The following is a 16,586-nucleotide window of genomic DNA, read 5'->3' on the forward strand; positions in this document are numbered from 1 at the left end:
AGCGTAGTGAGGCGGGAAAGGGGGACGGGTCAACCGGAGGGCCGATCCGGTCGGCGGAATCGTACTCCCCAAGGTGGAGACTTGACGCCGTGACGGATGAGACGTGTAAGTCGCCCGGGGTGCCGGGTATGCCGCGAGGGGCCGCGGACGGCCGGTGCGGGACCGGGCCGGTCCGGTGGCGTACGGCCGCGGAGCGCGCCCTGTACGGCCCAGGTGGCTTCTATCTGCGCCCCGAGGGACCGGCCGGGCACTTCCGTACGTCGGTCCACGCCTCCCCGCTCTTCGCCGCCGCCGTCGCCCGGCTGCTGGCCGACACCGCCGAGCGGCTGGGCACGGACGACGTGGCGCTCGTCGACCTCGGCGCGGGCCGCGGCGAACTGCTATCCGGAATCCTGGCCGCGGTCCCGGAGGGGCTCACGGTGCGGCCGTACGCGGTCGAGCGCGCCCCGCGGCCCGCGGGGCTGGATCCGCGTATCGCGTGGGGTACGGAGCCGCCGGCCGGGGTCAGCGGGCTGCTCTTCGCGAACGAGTGGCTCGACAACGTCCCCGTCGACATCGCGGAGACCGGCCCCGACGGGGTCGTACGGTACGTCCTCGTCCGGCCGGACGGCTCCGAGGAGCCGGGCGACCCGGTCGAGGGCCCCGATGCCGAATGGCTCGCCCGCTGGTGGCCGCCGGCCGGCCCCGGCACCCGCGCGGAGATCGGCCGGCCGCGCGACGAGGCGTGGGCGGCGGCCGTCGCCACCCTGGAGCGGGGCCTCGCGGTCGCGGTCGACTACGCGCATGTACGGGACGCCCGGCCGCTGTTCGGCACCCTGACCGGCTTCCGGGCGGGCCGGGAGGTGCCTCCCGTACCGGACGGCGGCAGCGATCTCACCGCCCATGTGGCGCTGGACGCCTGCGCCCTGCCCGGCGCGGAGCTGATCGGCCAGCGCGAGGCCCTGCACCGGCTGGGAGTGAGCGGCGCACGGCCGCCGCTGTCCCTCGCCACCACGGATCCGGCCGCGTACGTACGGGCGCTCGCGGCGGCCGGGGAGGCGGCCGAACTGACGGCCCGGGGCGGCCTGGGGGACTTCGGCTGGCTCATGCAGCCCGTGGGCCTCGGGGGGACGAGCGGCGCTCTGAGAGACTGTCGCCCATGACGGAGACCACCCGGACGACGGTCGGTATCGGCGGCGCGGCGGAGAGCACGGACATGGTGCTCAATATCGGCCCGCAGCACCCCTCCACCCACGGGGTGCTCCGGCTGCGTCTCGTGCTCGACGGCGAGGTGATCCAGCGGGCGGAGCCGGTCATCGGCTATATGCACCGGGGCGCGGAGAAGCTCTTCGAGGCGCGCGACTACCGGCAGGTCCTGGTCCTCGCCAACCGCCATGACTGGCTCTCGGCGTTCTCCAACGAGCTGGGCGTGGTGCTGGCCGTCGAGCGGATGCTCGGCATGGAGGTGCCCGAGCGCGCCGTATGGACCAGAACGCTGCTCGCCGAGCTGAACCGGGTGCTCAACCATCTGATGTTCCTCGGCTCGTACCCGCTCGAACTGGGCGGTATCACCCCGGTGTTCTACGCGTTCCGGGAGCGCGAGGAGCTCCAGGGCGTGATGGAGGAGGTCTCCGGCGGCCGGATGCACTACATGTTCAACCAGGTCGGCGGCCTCAAGGCCGACCTTCCCGCGGGCTGGCAGGGGCGTGCCAGGGCCGCGATCGCGTCGGTGCGTTCGCGGATGGACGTGTACGACCGGCTGGTCCTCGGCAACGAGATCTTCCGGGGCCGTACCCGCGGGGTCGGGGTGCTGTCGCGGGAGGCGGTCCACGCGTACGGGGTGTCCGGGCCGATCGCCCGCGCCTCGGGGGTGGACTTCGATCTGCGCCGCGACGAGCCGTATCTCGCGTACGGCGAACTGCGCGACACGCTCACGGTCGTGACCCGCGAGGAGGGCGACTGTCTGGCGCGGTTCGAATGCCTGCTGGAGCAGACGCACAACGCGCTGGCGCTGGCGGACGCCTGTCTGGACCGGATCGCGGAGCTGCCGCCCGGGCCGATCAACCAGCGCCTGCCCAAGGTGCTGAAGGCGCCCGAGGGGCACACGTACGCGTGGACCGAGAACCCTCTCGGCATCAACGGCTACTACCTGGTCTCGAAGGGCGAGAAGACGCCGTACCGGCTGAAGCTGCGCTCGGCCTCGTTCAACAACATCCAGGCGCTGACCGAGCTGCTGCCCGGGACGCAGGTCGCCGACATGGTGGCGATCCTGGGCTCGCTCTTCTTCGTCGTCGGTGACATCGACAAGTAGCGGGCCAGGGGCGAGGCAGCGGCTCGCCTCAGCCGCTGATCGCGTTGCGCAGCTCTCCCAGTTCGAGCGGCTCGGTCTCGTCGTGCGCGGTCAGATCGATGACCTGACCGATACCGCGCTCCTCGGCCCGGCGCCGCTCGGCGAGCGCCTCCTCACCGACCACATCCGCGAGGTCCTCGCGCTCGACACGCGCCAGTTCGGCGGCCGGTGCGGGACGTTCGGTGTCGTCCGCGTCCGCCTTCCGCAGCCCGCCGCGCGTGTTCTGCACGGCGTTCTGGGCGGCGGCCTGCGCGCCGAAGAAGTCGAAGCCGCCCTCGGGCCGCCGCGCGGAACGGCCTTGCGGGGCGTACGGGACGATCGCGGACGCCGTGGGGACGAGTGCGGCGGGAAGGGCGGACGCCGGGCGGCTGTGGTGCTCGGCCCCGGCGGCCGCCGCGTGCTTCCCCCGCGACTCCCCCGCCTCCGTGGCCCGTTCCGCGAGATCGCGCGCACGGGCCGCCTCGACCGTACGCTTCGCCTGCTGGACGGCGGCGTTGCGCGGCAGTTCGTCCAGGGCCCGCGCGGCGCTGACATACGCCGCCTTGGTGGGCGTGCTGCCCCCGGCGGGCAGGGCCTTGGGCTCGGCCGCCGCCTCCAGGGCGAGCTGACGCCGTCCCTCCAGCGCGGTGGCGCGCTCGGTCTCCGCGGTGGCGTACCGGCGCAGCAGCGCGGCGTGTTCACCGCGCAGCCCAGCCAGCTCGATCCGCTTGGCGCGCAGCTTCGCTTCGAGCTTGAGGCGCAGCTCGCGCGACTCCTCGACGTCGGCTTCCAGTTCGGCTATGCGCTCCTCGGCCTTCCAGCCGTCGCTCTCCCGCGCGCGCGTCAGCTCGGCGACCCGGCGCCCGGCGCCGCGGTCCCAGCTGCGCATGAAGACCGCGCCGGAGACCGCCGCCGCGGCCGCCACCGCGACCAGACCGCGGAGCACCACGGGCTCCGCGAGGAACCAGGCGCCCGCGGCACAGAGAACCGCGGCTCCGGCGACCGCCGTCGGCGGCAGAAGCTTGTGGAGGGGTGGGGAATGGCGGTGGCGTCCACGTGGCATGGCCTGAAATTTACCGTGCGTGGAGACCGAATGGGGGGCCGGTCGGACAATCTTTCTCGGCCCGTTGCCGGCCCTCCTCCCCTTCCACTCCTGTTTCCTCTACAGAACTCCGTTTTGCCTGGCGCCGGTTACCTCGCGGGCGCTGTCCGGCCGCTACTTCTTGACCAGACCTTTGGACTCCAAGTACTCCTTGGCGACATCCTCCGGCTTCGCCCGCTCGGCATCGACCTTGAGGTTCAACTTCGCGAGATCGTCGGTCGTCAGGGCGTCGGTCAGCTTGCCCAGGACATCGGCTATCTCCGCCGAACCGGCGTCCTTGGCATTGACCACCGGCAGTACGTTGTCGGCGTTCTGGAGCTTCTTGTCGTCCTCCAGCACGACGAGTCCGAAGCTGTCGAGCGTGCCGTCCGTGGTGCTGCTCAGGACCACCTGGTCGACACCGTCCTTGACGGCCTGCTTGGACTGCGGGGTGCCGACGCCCTTGGGGTCGATGCCCGCCACGTCGATGCCGTACGTCTTCTTCAGGCCCGGTGCGCAGAAGGGCCGCACCTCGCACTCGTCGCCCGCCGCGATCTTCACCTTGAGCTTCGACTTTCCAAGATCGGAAAGCGTCTTCAGCTTGTTCTTCTCGGCGAATTCCTTGGTGACGGCGAAGGCATTCTGGTCCACCGCCTGACCGGCGGGCAGCACCTTCAGTCCGAGCGGCTCGGCGAGCTTCTTCAGCTCGGCGACCGTGGCGGCGGAGTCGCTGGACGCGAGCGGCTTCTCGGCCGCCGCCTTGGCGCCGTTCACCTTGGCGTTGAGGAATTCCGTGATCGTCGCGGCGTATTCGGGCACCACGTCGATCTCGCCCTTCTCCAGGGACGGTTCGTACAGCTCACGGTTCTTCACCGTGGTGACGGACGTGGAGTAGCCGGCGTCGCCCAGGATCTGGGCGTACAGCTCCGCCAGCACCTTGGACTCCGTGAAGGCCGCCGCGCCGATGACGAGCGAGCCCTTCTTCCCCGAGCCGGATCCGGCAGCGGAGTCGGCGGAGCCGCTCTTGTCCTTCTCCAGGCTGTCGCCGCCGCACGCGGCGAGCGAGGTGGTCAGGGCCACCACTCCCAGTACGGCACCCGCGAGGCGCGAGGTCTTGCTCATGAGGTTCACCATCTCCAAGAAGCCGGAAAGTCGGTCGTCACACGGTCGTGCGGGAGGGCCGGGCGGCGAGCGAGGGCGCCGGGTCGATGACCCGGTCCAGCGCCACCAGCACGCCTTCGACGAGCAGCGCGAGCAGCGCGACGAGAAGCGCACCCGCGACCACCTGCGGGGTGTTGTACGTGTTGAAGCCGGCGGTGATGATCCGGCCGAGGCCGCCCTGTCCCACCATCGCCGCGATGGTGGCGGTGGCCACCACCTGTACGGAGGCCGAGCGGAGCCCGGTCATGATCAGCGGGTACGCGAGGGGCAGTTCCACCCGTACGAAGAGCTGGCGCCCGGACATGCCCATCCCCCGGGCGGCCTCCACGACCGCACTGTCCACCTCCCGCATCCCGACATAGGCGTTGGTCAGCAGCGGCGGCACGGCGAAGAGCACCAGCGCGATGATCGTGGGCACCGAGCCCGAGTTGCGCAGCGGCGAGACCATGAACAGGGCGAGCACGGCGAACACCGGCACCGCCCGGCCCACATTGGAGATATTGATCGCGAGCGCGCCACCCTTGCCGATATGCCCCAAATAGAGCGCTACGGGCAGGGCGATGGCACACGCCAGCGCGAGCGCGACCCCGCTGACGACGATGTGCTCCTCCAGCCGCCGCCACACCCCGCCGTCGCCGGACCAGTTGGCACCGGTCGTCAGCCAGCCGAACGCCTCTCCCAGAACTCCCATGGTCAGCCCACCGCCTTCACGGCATCGGCCGGCCCGGTCCCGGCGGTCCCGGCCGGCGCGGCCGTACGGCGGGACGTGCGCGCCGGGCGTATGCGCGTCCAGGGCGTCAGCAGCCGCTGCACTCCGAGCAGCAGCAGATCGGCGAGGACCGCGAGCAGCACACACAGCACCGAGGCCGTCAGCACCTGCGCCTTGAAGAAGCTCGGCAGCGCGTCCTCGATGAGATTGCCGAGCCCGCCCCGGCCGACGATCGACCCGACCGTGGTCAGCGCGACCGTCGACACCGTCGCTATGCGCAGGCCCGCCATCAGCGCGGGCAGCGCCAGGGGCAGCTCGACCTCCCAGAGCAGCCGCCCCGGCCCGTACCCCATCCCGCGGGCCGCCTCCCGTGCCTCTTCCGGCACCGATTCGAGCCCCGCGATGATGTTCCGCACGAGAATAGTCAGTGAATAAAGCACCAAGCCGGTGATCACCAGCCCGGCGGAGAGCCCGAAGAGGGGCAGCAGCAGCGAGAACATCGCCAGCGACGGAATCGTGTAGAGCAGCGTCGTCAGCCCCAGCACCGGGCCGGCGAAAGACGGCCTGCTCCGCGCCAGCAGGGCCAGCGGAAATGCCACCAGCAGCCCTATGACGACCGAAACCGCGGTGATCCACACGTGCTGGACCGTGGCGTCGATCAACTCCTGGCTACGGGAGCGGAGATATTCCCCGCAGATCCAGTCGTTGGCCGCCAGGCACCCTTGCGTACTCATCCATCCCCGCCTCCCCCGTCTTCCCGAACGTATGTATGGCTCTTTGTCCTGGCGACCCTAACCCCGACCACTGACATTCGCGGAAGCCCGCCACATTCCAGCAACATGGCCTTCACACAACACGCCGCACAATGGGGAACCATGATCCGATTCGAGCACGTCACCAAGCGGTACCCGGACGGCACGACCGCTGTCGACGACCTCTCCTTCGAGGTCCCCCAGGGCGAACTGGTCACGCTCGTCGGACCTTCCGGCTGCGGCAAGACCACCACCATGAAAATGGTCAACCGCCTCATCGAGCCGACCGAGGGACGGATATTCCTCGACGGGGACGACATATCCGCCATCGACCCGGTGCAGCTCAGGCGCCGTATCGGCTATGTGATCCAGCAGGTCGGCCTCTTCCCGCACAAGACGGTCCTGGAGAACACCGCGACCGTCCCGCATCTGCTCGGCTGGCAGCGCGGCAAGGGCCGGGAGCGCGCCGCCGAACTCCTCGACCTGGTCGGTCTCGACCCGTCCGTCTACGGCGACCGCTACCCCGAGCAGCTCTCCGGCGGCCAGCGCCAGCGCGTGGGCGTGGCCCGTGCCCTGGCGGCCGATCCGCCCGTCCTGCTGATGGACGAGCCCTTCGGCGCGGTCGACCCCGTCGTACGCGACCATCTCCAGAGCGAGTTCCTCAAGCTCCAGGCGGCGGTCCGCAAGACTGTGCTGTTTGTCACGCACGACATCGAGGAAGCGGTCCGCCTCGGCGACCGTATCGCCGTCTACGGACAGGGCAGGATCGAACAGTTCGACGCCCCCGCCGCCGTGCTCGGCGCGCCCGCCACCCCGTACGTCGCCGATTTCGTCGGCGCGGACCGCGGTCTGAAGCGGCTCTCCGTCACCTCCATCGAGGAGGGCGACCTCGAACAGCCGCCCATCGTTCATCTCGACGACCCGCTGGGGCGGGCCGCGGCGAAGCTCGCCGAGGAGGGCGCGCGCTGGGCCGTCGTCCTGGACTCCGCCGACAATCTGCACGGCTGGATCTCCACCGAGCGGACCGGCGCGTCCGGGACCGTACGGGAGCACGCCCGCCGGATGGAGGCATGGCTGCCGGTCGGCGCCTCCCTGAAGCAGGCGTTCGCGACGATGCTCCAGCACGACGCGGGGTGGATCGCGGTGATCGACAAGGAGGAGACGGGGCGCTTCCTCGGGGTCCTCACCCCGGCCAGGCTGCACGAGGCGCTGCGCCGCTCGATCGACGCGGACGCGCAGGCCATCCCCCGTACGGAGGTGGAGCTGGAGACGGTCAGCACGGTCGCGTCCGCCTGAGAAGACACAGCCGCTGAAGACAGGCCGCAAAGGACGCAGCCGCGGAGGACGCAGCCGCTGAAGCCCGCCCCGGCGGCGGCGCGTCAGTTCGAGTAGAGCCGCCCGCTCATCCACTCCAGGGCCGGCGGGATCTCCCGGCGCCAGGTGTTGAAGTTGTGACCGCCGCTGTCGAGGATGATCGACGACACATGCGAGGGCGCCTTGACCTTGCTGATGAACGACCGTGTGGCCTTGAGATTCCCCTCACCCTTCTTGGACGAGGTGACCAGGAGGGACACATTGCCCTGCGGCCGGTTGTCCAGGCTCCACAGCAGATCGGAGCGGTTCCGCAGCTGCTTGTCGCCCCGGAAGAGATCACCGGTCGTCGGGTCGACGGGCGCCTTGTAGTACGCGGAGAGCCCGACGCCCACGGAGTACCGCTCCGGATGGTGCATGGCGATCTTCAGCGCGCAGTAGCCGCCGGTGGAGTTGCCGATGATGCCCCAGCTCTTCGGCTCGCGCCCGACCCGGTACGTCCGGGACACCGCCAGGGGCAGGTCCTTGGCGAAGAACGTCTCCGTCTGCGGCCCGCGCGGGATGTCCACGCACTCGGTGTCCCTCGGCGGCGCCACGGTGGGCCGCAGCATCACCAGCACCATCGGCTGCATCTTGCCGTCCTTGGCCAGCTGCCACGCGGTCTTCGGATAGTTCAGCCCCTTGATCAGGTTCTCCGCCATCCCCGGATAGCCGGTGAGCACCACGGCGACCGGGAAGGTCCGGTGCACGAACCCCGGCCGGAAGTACTCCGGCGGGAGATACACGTACGCGGTGCTGTCGATCCCGGTTTTCGGACCGCTGACGACGATCCGCTGGACCTGGCCGGCCACCGAGGGCACCGAACCGCCCGGCGTGGGCGTCCGCTGGGTGTCCATCACCGTCACGTGATTCCCGTCGGCCGAGTGGTCGACGACCGCCCCCAGGTCCTGCTCGCGCCCGAACAGGTCGGACCACGAACCGTAGAAGAGGAAGGAGTTGTTGGCGACGAGACCGATCGCCATGAACACCGCCACCTGCGTGGCGAACAGCAGTCCGACCCGGCCGAGCACGACACGCGGCGTACTCCGCGACAGCCGCGGCCAGAGCCAGACGGTCAGGACGAACAGCGCAACAGCCAGCAGGACGGCCAAGGCCAGGACTTTACGGCTGGTGAGACCCATGTCGACCGAGCTTTCTCCTGTGAGATTTTCCGAAACCCTGAGGAACCCGACCCCCTGAACCCCCGTCCTAGAGGGCGCAAAATGTCCGGCCCGCGAAGAAGAAGCGAACCCGGACACCACACTCTCTCGCGGAACCACGGGAAGCGATGTCTGTGACGCTAGATGGGGATAAATCAGGATCGGTTCCGGGTCGGTTCCAGCACAACACGGGCATTTCTCCTAAGCCACTGACACGCCGTCCGTTCCGGCGGACCCTGCGTCTGTTCCGCGGCCCGCGCCCCGAATCCGTCCCCGCGCTGGTCGGCACCGCCTGCACCCTCGTCGGGCTGCTGGACATCGCCGCCGGGGTCTTCCCCCGCTTCCGCCACAGCCGGATGCACACCGTCGCGGAGGTGCTGCCGGGGGCGCTCGGCCCGCTGTCCGCCGCGCTCTCCCTCAGCGCCGGCGTACTCCTCCTGCTGCTCGCGCACGGCCTGAAACGCCGTAAGCGGCGCGCCTGGCGGGCCGCGGTCATCCTGCTGCCCGCGGGCGCCGTGGCCCAGTCCGGCTACCGGCACTCGCTCGTCGGCACCCTGCTCTCGCTGGTCCTGCTCGCCCTGCTGCTGCGCCACCGCCAGGAGTTCGCCGCCCTGCCCGACCCGCGCAGCCGCTGGAAGGCGCTGGCCAACTTCTTCCTGATGGGCGCGGGCTCCATCGGCCTCGGGCTGATCATCGTCAGCGTCCATCCGCACCGGACGGTCGGCAACCCCGGCCTGGCCGAGCGGCTCGAACATGTGCTGTACGGCCTGTTCGGCATGGACGGGCCCATCGACTACAACGGCATCGTGAGCGGCACGGTCGGCGACTCGCTCGGCGCGCTCGGCCTGCTCACCGCCCTCACCACCGGCTATCTCGCCTTCCGCCCCGAACACCCCGCCGCCCGTCTCACCGAGGACGACGAGCGGCGGCTGCGCGCCCTGCTCGCCCGGCACGGCGGCCGTGACTCCCTCGGCCACTTCGCGCTCCGCCGCGACAAGGGCGTGGTCTTCTCCCCCAGCGGCAAGGCCGCCGTCTGCTACCGCGTCGTCTCCGGGGTGATGCTCGCCAGCGGCGACCCGATCGGCGATGTCGAGGCCTGGCCCGGCGCCATCGAACGCTTCATGGACGAGGCCAAGGCCCACTCCTGGACCCCCGCCGTCATGGGCTGCAGCGAGACGGGCGGCGAGGTCTGGACCCGCGAGACCGGCCTCGCCGCGCTGGAGCTCGGCGACGAGGCGGTGGTGGACGTGCCGGATTTCTCCCTGCACGGACGCGCCATGCGGAACGTACGCCAGATGGTGAAGCGCATCGAGCGCGCCGGCTACGAAACGCGGGTACGGCGCGTCCGTGATCTCTCCGACGGCGAACTGGCCAGGATCCGCCGCGCCGCCGACGACTGGCGCGGCACCGACACGGAACGCGGCTTCTCCATGGCGCTCGGCCGGATCGGCGACCCCGCCGACGGCGACTCCGTGATCGCCACGGCCCACAAGCCCGGCGCGGACGCCACCGGCCCGTACGGCGACCTGAAGGCAGTCCTCCACTTCGTCCCATGGGGTACGGACGGGATGTCCCTGGATCTGATGCGCCGCGACCGCACCGCCGACCCCGGCATGAACGAACTGCTGATCGTCGCCTCCCTGCACGCCGCCCCCGCGCTCGGGGTGGAGCGGGTCTCCCTCAACTTCGCGATGTTCCGCTCGGCGCTCGCCCGCGGCGAACGGCTCGGCGCGGGACCGGTCCTGCGCGGCTGGCGGGGGCTGCTGGTCTTCCTCTCCCGCTGGTTCCAGATCGAGTCGCTGTACCGCTTCAACGCCAAGTTCCAGCCACGCTGGGAGCCGCGCTACGTGGTCTTCCGCAGCACCGGCGAACTGCCCAGGATCGGCTTCGCCGCGATGCGGGCCGAAGGCTTCGTCACCCTCTCGCTCCCCCGCCCCCTGCGCCACCTCGCCGGCGACCGCCACCCCCGCCCCTGCGCCCACGACACCGGAAGCCCGCCCGGCCCGGAGGTCCGCACGGCCTAGACGTCCGTACGGCCTAGAGGTCCGTACGGCCTGCACAAGGGGGTCTTGCCGAGCGGCCCGCCCCCGGGAAGACCCCCTAGGGTGGGCGTATGAGTACGTTGCGCGCGCGGGGCACGGTCGAGGGGCTGCCCGAGTGGGACCGCTGTGCGGTCATGGGGGTCGTCAATGTGACGCCCGACTCCTTCTCCGACGGTGGCCGCTGGTTCGACACCACCGCCGCCATCAAGCACGGCCTCGATCTCGTCGCCGAGGGCGCGGACCTGGTGGACGTCGGCGGCGAGTCGACCAGGCCCGGCGCCACCCGCGTCGACGAGGACGAGGAGCTGCGGCGCGTCGTACCGGTCGTACGGGGCCTGGCGGCCGAAGGCGTCACCGTCTCCGTCGACACCATGCGCGCCTCCGTCGCCGAGCAGGCGGTCGCGGCCGGCGCGGCGCTGGTCAATGACGTCAGCGGCGGACTCGCGGACCCGGCCATGGTGCCCGCCGTCGCCGCCGCGGGAGTGCCCTTCGTGGTGATGCACTGGCGCGGCTTCAGCGAGCGGATGAACAGCCACGCCGTCTATACGGACGTCGTCGCGGAGGTCGTCGCCGAACTGCGCGCCAGGATGGACGCGGTGATAGCCGGGGGCGTCGCCCCCGAGCGGCTTGTCATCGACCCCGGCCTCGGCTTCGCCAAGCAGGCCGAACACGACCTCGCGCTCCTCGCGCACCTCGCCGAGCTGCGCGCCCTGGGCCGGCCGCTTCTGGTCGCGGCCTCCCGTAAACGCTTCCTCGGGCATGTCCTCGCCGGCGGCGAGGGCTCCCCGCCCCCCGCCCGCGAGCGCGACGCGGCGACCGCCGCCGTCTCCGCGATCGCCGCCCACCAGGACGCCTGGGCGGTCCGCGTCCATGAGGTACGGGCGACCGCCGACGCGGTACGGGTGGCCCGCGCCGTCGAAGGAGCCCAGTGACCGCGCGCACGGACAACGAACAGGTCGAGGTGGCCAACACCACGTTCTACGAGGCCATGGAGCGCGGGGACTTCGACGCGCTGTCCGCGCTCTGGCTGGACGGCGACGAGGACGGGATCTCCTGCGTCCACCCGGGCTGGCCCGTACTCACCGGCCGCGGCGAGGTGCTCCGCTCGTACGCGCTGATCATGGCGAACACCGAGTACATCCAGTTCTTCCTGACCGATGTCGTGGTGTCGGTCTGCGCCGACACCGCGCTCGTGACCTGCACGGAGAACATCCTCAGCGGCGGCCCCGCCGAGGAGACCGGCGAGCTGGGACCGCTCGTCGGCCAGCTGGTCGTCGCCACCAACGTCTTCCGCCGCACACCCGAAGGGTGGAAAATCTGGTCACATCACGGCTCACCGGTTCTGACCGAAACCGATGAGGAGACGGACGACGAGACACCCGCGTAAGTGGGTAAGCAGCCCCTGCGGGCCGATCGGCGGGACCCGGGCGGGGGCCGCTGCCGAGCGGACCCGCACGGGTCCCTCACCCCCGCACGAGAGCACTGTCCGTGCCCGCGGGTAGATTCGAATGAGGGCACCGCGCCGACCGCACCCGGCCGGAGGCCCCGACGACCAACGACAGCAGGAGTGATTCGCGTGGATCGTGTCGCGCTGCGCGGCCTCAAGGCCCGTGGGCATCATGGCGTCTTCCCCCGGGAGCGCGAGGAGGGCCAGACCTTCATCGTGGACCTGATGCTCGGCCTCGACACCCGCCCCGCGGCCGCCGACGACGACCTCGCGAAGACCGTGCACTACGGGATCGTGGCCGAAGAGGTCGTGGAGGTCGTCCAGGGAGAGCCGGTCGACCTGATCGAGACGCTGGCGGAACGGATCGCCCAGCAGTGCCTGAAACATGACGGCGTCCAGGAGGTCGAGGTGGTCGTACACAAACCGGACGCCCCGATCACCGTCCCCTTCGACGATGTGACCATCACCATCACCCGGAGCCGAGTATGAGTGTGTTTTCCGCCAACGGTCCCCAGGGCGACCCGACCGTACAGCCGGTGCCCGCCTCCGTGGTCGCGCAGGTCGACGCCGCGGACAGCACGCTGTCGAACCCGAAACGCGCCGTGGTCTCCCTCGGCTCCAACCTCGGCAACCGCCTGGAGACGATTCAGAGCGCGATCGACGCCCTGGAGGACACCCCGGGGCTGCGGGTCAAGGCGGTCTCCCCGGTGTACGAGACCGAGCCCTGGGGGGTCGAGCCCGGCTCCCAGCCGACCTACTTCAACGCGGTCGTCGTGATCAAGACGACGCTGCCGCCGTCCTCACTCCTGGAACGCGGCCAGGCCATCGAGGAGGCCTTCGACCGGGTCCGCGAGGAGCGCTGGGGGCCACGCACCATAGACGTGGACATCGTGGCGTACGCGGATGTCGTCTCGGACGACCCGCTGCTCACCCTCCCCCACCCCAGGGCCCATGAGCGCGCCTTCGTCCTCGCCCCGTGGCACGACGTGGACCCGGAGGCGCAGGTTCCGGGCCATGGCTCGGTCGCCGAACTGCTGGCGGGCGTCGACCGCGACGGTGTCCAGACCCGCGCCGATCTGGAACTGCGCCTGCCCGAGTAGTGGTTAGGGTCGGTAGGCGCGTGTCAGCACGGCGAGGGTCGGTACAGCGAAGCGAAGGGCTTTCTCGGTGAAGCAGTTGCGGATCGGCGTCCTCGCCGGCCTGTTCGTGGTGGCGGGCGTGCTCTCCTGGGGGGCCGCCCGCCTGTGGGACTCCTTCGGCACACTGCCGAGCGTCCCCCTCGCGGCGCCGATCGTGCTCGCGGTGATCGCCGTCGTCCTGACCGCGACGGCCCTCTCGCTGCGCGCCCGGCTGAAGGCCCAGCGGGAGCGCCGCCCCGGCGCGCAGGGCGTGAACCCCCTGATGGCGGCCCGCGCGGTCGTCTTCGGCCAGGCCAGCGCCCTGGTCGCCGCCCTCGTCTCCGGAATGTACGGCGGCACGGGCGTCTTCCTGCTCGGCTCCCTCGACATCCCCGCCCGCCGCGACCAGGCCATCTACGCGGCCTTCTCCGTTCTGGCGGGCATCGCGGTGATCGTCGCGGCCTTCTTCCTGGAACGGGTCTGCAAACTCCCGGAGGACCACGACAAGAACGGCACCGCCGCGGCGGGCCCCACCACCTGAGCGCGCACCCCTCGGCCGGCTCGTCTCGGACGGCCGGGCTCGGACTGCCCGGCTCGGACTGCCCGGCTCGGACTGCCCGGCTCGGACTGCCCGGCTCAGCGGGCCATGATCAGGCTCATCGCCTCGGCGCGGGTGGCCGGAACGCGCAGCTGGCCGCGGACGGCCGAGGTGATCGTCTTGGCACCCGGCTTCCGTACGCCACGCATCGTCATGCACATGTGCTCGCACTCGACGACCACGATCACCCCGCGCGGGTCGAGGATCTCCATCAGTGAGTCGGCGATCTGGGTGGTCAGCCGCTCCTGGACCTGCGGCCGGCGCGCGAAGACATCCACCAGCCTGGCCAGCTTGGAGAGCCCGGTGATCTTCCCGTCCACGGACGGGATATAGCCGACATGGGCCACCCCGACAAAGGGGACAAGGTGATGTTCACACGAAGACATCACTTCGATGTCCTTCACGAGCACCATCTCGTCATGACCCAGATCGAACGTCGTGGTCAGCACCTCTTCCGGCGTCTGCCAGAGCCCCGCGAATATCTCCCGGTACGCCCGCGCCACCCGGCCGGGGGTCGCCCGCAGGCCCTCGCGGTCCGGGTCCTCCCCGACCGCGATCAGCAGCTCGCGCACGGCATTCTCGGCCCGCTTCTCATCGAATTCGCGGATGGGGCTCTCCCCGTCCAGCATCACCGGGTCGGTCATGTGTGCCTCGTTCCTGTGCCGTCCTGTGGGGCGGGCAAACGAATGCCGCGCCCCCACAGGCTAAAACCTGGGGGGCGCGGCATCCATTCCGGGCCTGGTGAGAGGCCCGCGATCAGCTCTCGGGACGCTCCTCGGGGACCGCCTCGTTGGGCGTCTCGCCGCTCGTCACCGCGGGCATCCCGCCGTTCGAACCCGAGGCGCCATTGGTCAGCGCCAGCTCCTTGGGCGAGAGCACCGGCGGCCGCGTCGAGGGCGTACGACGCGAGGAGCCGGTCCACGCCGGGCGGGACGGGCGCTTCACGATGGTCGAGAAGATCTCGGCGATCTGTTCCTTGTTCAGCGTCTCCTTCTCCAGGAGCGCCAGGACCAGATTGTCGAGCACGTCGCGGTTCTCGACGAGAATCTCCCACGCCTCGTTGTGCGCGGTCTCGATGAGCTTCTTGACCTCTTCGTCGACCAGCGCCGCGACCTCTTCCGAGTAATCGCGCTGATGCGCCATCTCCCGGCCGAGGAACGGTTCGGTGTTGTCGCCGCCGAACTTGATCGCGCCGAGCCGCTCGGTCATGCCGTACTGCGTGACCATCGCCCGAGCCGTGGCCGTGGCCTTCTCGATGTCGTTGGCCGCGCCCGTCGTCGGGTCGTGGAAGACCAGTTCCTCGGCCGCGCGCCCGCCCATCATGTAGGCGAGCTGGTCCAGCATCTCGTTGCGCGTGGTCGAGTACTTGTCCTCGTCGGGCAGGACCATGGTGTAACCCAGGGCCCGGCCGCGGGACAGGATCGTGATCTTGTGCACCGGGTCGGAGTTCGGAGACGCCGCGGCGACCAGGGCGTGACCGCCCTCGTGGTACGCGGTGATCTTCTTTTCCTTCTCGGACATGATCCGGGTCCGCTTCTGCGGGCCCGCCACGACGCGGTCGATCGCCTCGTCCAGGGAGTGGTTGTCGACCAGCTTCTTGTCGCTGCGCGCCGTCAGGAGCGCCGCTTCGTTCAGCACGTTCGCCAGATCCGCGCCGGTGAAGCCGGGCGTACGACGGGCGACCGCGCCCAGATCGACGTCCGGGGCGACCGGCTTGCCCTTCTGGTGGACCTTCAGGATCTCCAGCCGGCCCTGCATGTCCGGGCGGTCGACCGCGATCTGCCGGTCGAAGCGGCCCGGACGCAGCAGCGCGGGGTCGAGGATGTCGGGCCGGTTCGTGGCGGCGATCAGGATGACGCCGCCCTTCACGTCGAAGCCGTCCATCTCCACGAGGAGCTGGTTCAGCGTCTGCTCGCGCTCGTCATGGCCACCGCCGAGACCCGCACCGCGGTGCCGGCCGACGGCGTCGATCTCGTCGACGAAGACGATCGCCGGGGCGTTCGCCTTGGCCTGCTCGAAGAGGTCACGCACACGCGAGGCGCCGACACCGACGAACATCTCGACGAAGTCGGAACCGGAGATCGAGTAGAACGGCACCCCGGCCTCACCCGCGACCGCGCGGGCGAGCAGCGTCTTGCCCGTACCGGGCGGACCGTAGAGCAGCACACCCTTCGGGATCTTGGCGCCGACGGCCTGGAACTTCGCCGGCTCCTGGAGGAACTCCTTGATCTCGTGGAGCTCCTCGACGGCCTCGTCGGACCCGGCCACATCGGCGAAGGTCGTCTTCGGGGTGTCCTTGGTGATCAGCTTGGCCTTGGACTTCCCGAACTGCATGACACGGGAGCCGCCGCCCTGCATCTGATTCATCAGGAACAGGAAGACCACGACGATCAGGACGAAGGGAAGCAGCGAGAGCAGCACCGAGACGAACGGGCTCTGCTTCGACGGCGAGACCGTGTAGCCCTTGGTGATGTCGCCGTTCTGGAACTTCGTCTGGAGCGTCTTGGCCAGCGTCGAGCCCTGGGAGCCGATATAGCTCGCCTGGATCTTGTCGCTGCCGTTGATCTTCTGGCCGTTCTTGAGGTCGACCTTGATGATCTGTTCGTCGCCGGTGGTCAGTCTGACCTGCTCGGCCTGGTTCTTGTCGATCGCCTGGACGACCTGACCGGTGTCCACTGTCTTGTAGCCGCCCGACGAGCCGACGACCTGCATCAACACGACCACGGCGAGGACGGCCAGCACGATCCACATGACCGGCCCACGGAAGTATCGCTTCACGTCCATCCATACGGAGCGAAGTCGCCCCGTCCCTCCTGCCCGTAGGTAAATGCTGCTGTGAGAAAAGACTGTTCTTCGGACG

At 70.2% G+C, this 16,586-nt stretch carries 16 protein-coding genes; 9 read left to right on the forward strand and 7 right to left on the reverse strand.

Translation table 11 applies throughout. The features are described 5' to 3' along the window. The first annotated feature begins 128 nt into the window (after positions 1-128). Entirely contained in the window at positions 129-1,142 is a 1,014-nt protein-coding gene (locus tag ACFRKB_RS28280) for an SAM-dependent methyltransferase (RefSeq protein WP_383109419.1), read from the forward strand. Beyond that, positions 1,139-2,290 (forward strand): NADH-quinone oxidoreductase subunit D, encoded by a 1,152-nt coding sequence (locus ACFRKB_RS28285; protein WP_383109347.1) that lies wholly within the window; start codon positions 1,139-1,141, stop codon positions 2,288-2,290. The genes ACFRKB_RS28280 and ACFRKB_RS28285 overlap by 4 nt, the downstream gene beginning before the upstream one ends. Before the next feature lie 28 nt (positions 2,291-2,318). Here the strand turns inward: ACFRKB_RS28285 and ACFRKB_RS28290 are convergent, their stop codons facing one another. From ACFRKB_RS28290 to ACFRKB_RS28305, 4 genes are all read right to left on the reverse strand, one after another. Further along, the gene (locus tag ACFRKB_RS28290; protein ID WP_383109348.1) at positions 2,319-3,371 is read right to left on the reverse strand and encodes a hypothetical protein; all 1,053 of its coding nucleotides are present in this window, start codon (positions 3,369-3,371) and stop codon (positions 2,319-2,321) included. Between the two features lie 153 nt (positions 3,372-3,524). Further along, on the reverse strand, positions 3,525-4,511 hold the full coding sequence (locus ACFRKB_RS28295) for an ABC transporter substrate-binding protein (protein WP_383109350.1): 987 nt from the start codon (positions 4,509-4,511) through the stop codon (positions 3,525-3,527). 37 nt (positions 4,512-4,548) lie between these two features. Continuing rightward, positions 4,549-5,241 carry an ABC transporter permease gene (locus ACFRKB_RS28300; protein ID WP_383109351.1) on the reverse strand — a complete coding sequence of 231 codons (693 nt, stop codon included), beginning with the start codon at positions 5,239-5,241 and terminating at the stop codon, positions 4,549-4,551. Positions 5,242-5,243: 2 nt separating this feature from the next. Continuing rightward, a complete protein-coding gene (locus tag ACFRKB_RS28305) occupies positions 5,244-5,993 on the reverse strand; it encodes an ABC transporter permease (protein WP_383109352.1) in 750 nt (249 codons plus the stop codon). Positions 5,994-6,134: 141 nt separating this feature from the next. Here ACFRKB_RS28305 and ACFRKB_RS28310 point away from each other — a divergent pair, with 141 nt between their 5' ends. Then, a complete protein-coding gene (locus ACFRKB_RS28310) occupies positions 6,135-7,307 on the forward strand; it encodes an ABC transporter ATP-binding protein (protein ID WP_383109354.1) in 1,173 nt (390 codons plus the stop codon). Between the two features lie 83 nt (positions 7,308-7,390). Here ACFRKB_RS28310 and ACFRKB_RS28315 read toward each other — a convergent pair whose 3' ends face one another. Next, positions 7,391-8,503 carry an alpha/beta hydrolase gene (locus ACFRKB_RS28315; RefSeq protein WP_383109355.1) on the reverse strand — a complete coding sequence of 371 codons (1,113 nt, stop codon included), beginning with the start codon at positions 8,501-8,503 and terminating at the stop codon, positions 7,391-7,393. 146 nt (positions 8,504-8,649) lie between these two features. On the opposite strand from ACFRKB_RS28315, the gene ACFRKB_RS28320 reads away from it, so the two are divergent. The 6 genes from ACFRKB_RS28320 to ACFRKB_RS28345 all read left to right on the forward strand — a co-directional run bounded on the left by ACFRKB_RS28320 (position 8,650) and on the right by ACFRKB_RS28345 (position 13,669). Continuing rightward, positions 8,650-10,545: a phosphatidylglycerol lysyltransferase domain-containing protein gene (locus ACFRKB_RS28320; protein WP_383109356.1), complete on the forward strand. Its 1,896-nt coding sequence runs from the start codon at positions 8,650-8,652 to the stop codon at positions 10,543-10,545. Positions 10,546-10,634: 89 nt separating this feature from the next. Then, the gene (gene folP, locus ACFRKB_RS28325; protein WP_383109357.1) at positions 10,635-11,495 is read left to right on the forward strand and encodes a dihydropteroate synthase; all 861 of its coding nucleotides are present in this window, start codon (positions 10,635-10,637) and stop codon (positions 11,493-11,495) included. A 56-nt stretch (positions 11,496-11,551) separates the two neighbouring features. Further along, positions 11,552-11,950 (forward strand): nuclear transport factor 2 family protein, encoded by a 399-nt coding sequence (locus ACFRKB_RS28330; protein ID WP_383109420.1) that lies wholly within the window; start codon positions 11,552-11,554, stop codon positions 11,948-11,950. Between the two features lie 189 nt (positions 11,951-12,139). Further along, positions 12,140-12,499 (forward strand): dihydroneopterin aldolase, encoded by a 360-nt coding sequence (folB, locus tag ACFRKB_RS28335; protein WP_030354471.1) that lies wholly within the window; start codon positions 12,140-12,142, stop codon positions 12,497-12,499. Beyond that, complete coding sequence (gene folK / locus ACFRKB_RS28340; RefSeq protein ID WP_383109358.1) at positions 12,496-13,110, forward strand: 2-amino-4-hydroxy-6-hydroxymethyldihydropteridine diphosphokinase; 615 nt, start codon at positions 12,496-12,498, stop codon at positions 13,108-13,110. The genes folB and folK overlap by 4 nt, the downstream gene beginning before the upstream one ends. 67 nt (positions 13,111-13,177) lie before the next feature. Continuing rightward, entirely contained in the window at positions 13,178-13,669 is a 492-nt protein-coding gene (locus ACFRKB_RS28345; RefSeq protein WP_365974512.1) for a DUF3180 domain-containing protein, read from the forward strand. Between the two features lie 95 nt (positions 13,670-13,764). On the opposite strand, the gene folE is transcribed toward ACFRKB_RS28345, so the two are convergent. Together folE and ftsH are read right to left on the reverse strand one after the other, a co-directional pair. Next, the gene (gene folE, locus ACFRKB_RS28350; protein WP_383109359.1) at positions 13,765-14,370 is read right to left on the reverse strand and encodes a GTP cyclohydrolase I FolE; all 606 of its coding nucleotides are present in this window, start codon (positions 14,368-14,370) and stop codon (positions 13,765-13,767) included. 112 nt (positions 14,371-14,482) lie between these two features. Next, positions 14,483-16,510 carry an ATP-dependent zinc metalloprotease FtsH gene (ftsH, locus tag ACFRKB_RS28355; protein ID WP_365974515.1) on the reverse strand — a complete coding sequence of 676 codons (2,028 nt, stop codon included), beginning with the start codon at positions 16,508-16,510 and terminating at the stop codon, positions 14,483-14,485. Positions 16,511-16,586 lie beyond the last annotated feature (76 nt).

The sequence above is a fragment of the Streptomyces scopuliridis genome, from assembly GCF_042790125.1.
Classification (GTDB): Bacteria; Actinomycetota; Actinomycetes; order Streptomycetales; family Streptomycetaceae; genus Streptomyces; species Streptomyces scopuliridis_A.

What these genes read in the sequence shown, in the direction of transcription:
- ACFRKB_RS28280 (WP_383109419.1), top strand. Translation starts at nt 129, where the DNA reads ATGCCGCGAGGGGCCGCGGACGGCCGGTGCGGGACCGGGCCGGTCCGG.
- ACFRKB_RS28285 (WP_383109347.1), top strand. Translation starts at nt 1,139, where the DNA reads ATGACGGAGACCACCCGGACGACGGTCGGTATCGGCGGCGCGGCGGAG.
- ACFRKB_RS28290 (WP_383109348.1), bottom strand. Translation starts at nt 3,371, where the DNA reads ATGCCACGTGGACGCCACCGCCATTCCCCACCCCTCCACAAGCTTCTG.
- ACFRKB_RS28295 (WP_383109350.1), bottom strand. Translation starts at nt 4,511, where the DNA reads ATGAGCAAGACCTCGCGCCTCGCGGGTGCCGTACTGGGAGTGGTGGCC.
- ACFRKB_RS28300 (WP_383109351.1), bottom strand. Translation starts at nt 5,241, where the DNA reads ATGGGAGTTCTGGGAGAGGCGTTCGGCTGGCTGACGACCGGTGCCAAC.
- ACFRKB_RS28305 (WP_383109352.1), bottom strand. Translation starts at nt 5,993, where the DNA reads ATGAGTACGCAAGGGTGCCTGGCGGCCAACGACTGGATCTGCGGGGAA.
- ACFRKB_RS28310 (WP_383109354.1), top strand. Translation starts at nt 6,135, where the DNA reads ATGATCCGATTCGAGCACGTCACCAAGCGGTACCCGGACGGCACGACC.
- ACFRKB_RS28315 (WP_383109355.1), bottom strand. Translation starts at nt 8,503, where the DNA reads ATGGGTCTCACCAGCCGTAAAGTCCTGGCCTTGGCCGTCCTGCTGGCT.
- ACFRKB_RS28320 (WP_383109356.1), top strand. Translation starts at nt 8,650, where the DNA reads ATGTCTGTGACGCTAGATGGGGATAAATCAGGATCGGTTCCGGGTCGG.
- folP (WP_383109357.1), top strand. Translation starts at nt 10,635, where the DNA reads ATGAGTACGTTGCGCGCGCGGGGCACGGTCGAGGGGCTGCCCGAGTGG.
- ACFRKB_RS28330 (WP_383109420.1), top strand. Translation starts at nt 11,552, where the DNA reads ATGGAGCGCGGGGACTTCGACGCGCTGTCCGCGCTCTGGCTGGACGGC.
- folK (WP_383109358.1), top strand. Translation starts at nt 12,496, where the DNA reads ATGAGTGTGTTTTCCGCCAACGGTCCCCAGGGCGACCCGACCGTACAG.
- folE (WP_383109359.1), bottom strand. Translation starts at nt 14,370, where the DNA reads ATGACCGACCCGGTGATGCTGGACGGGGAGAGCCCCATCCGCGAATTC.
- ftsH (WP_365974515.1), bottom strand. Translation starts at nt 16,510, where the DNA reads ATGGACGTGAAGCGATACTTCCGTGGGCCGGTCATGTGGATCGTGCTG.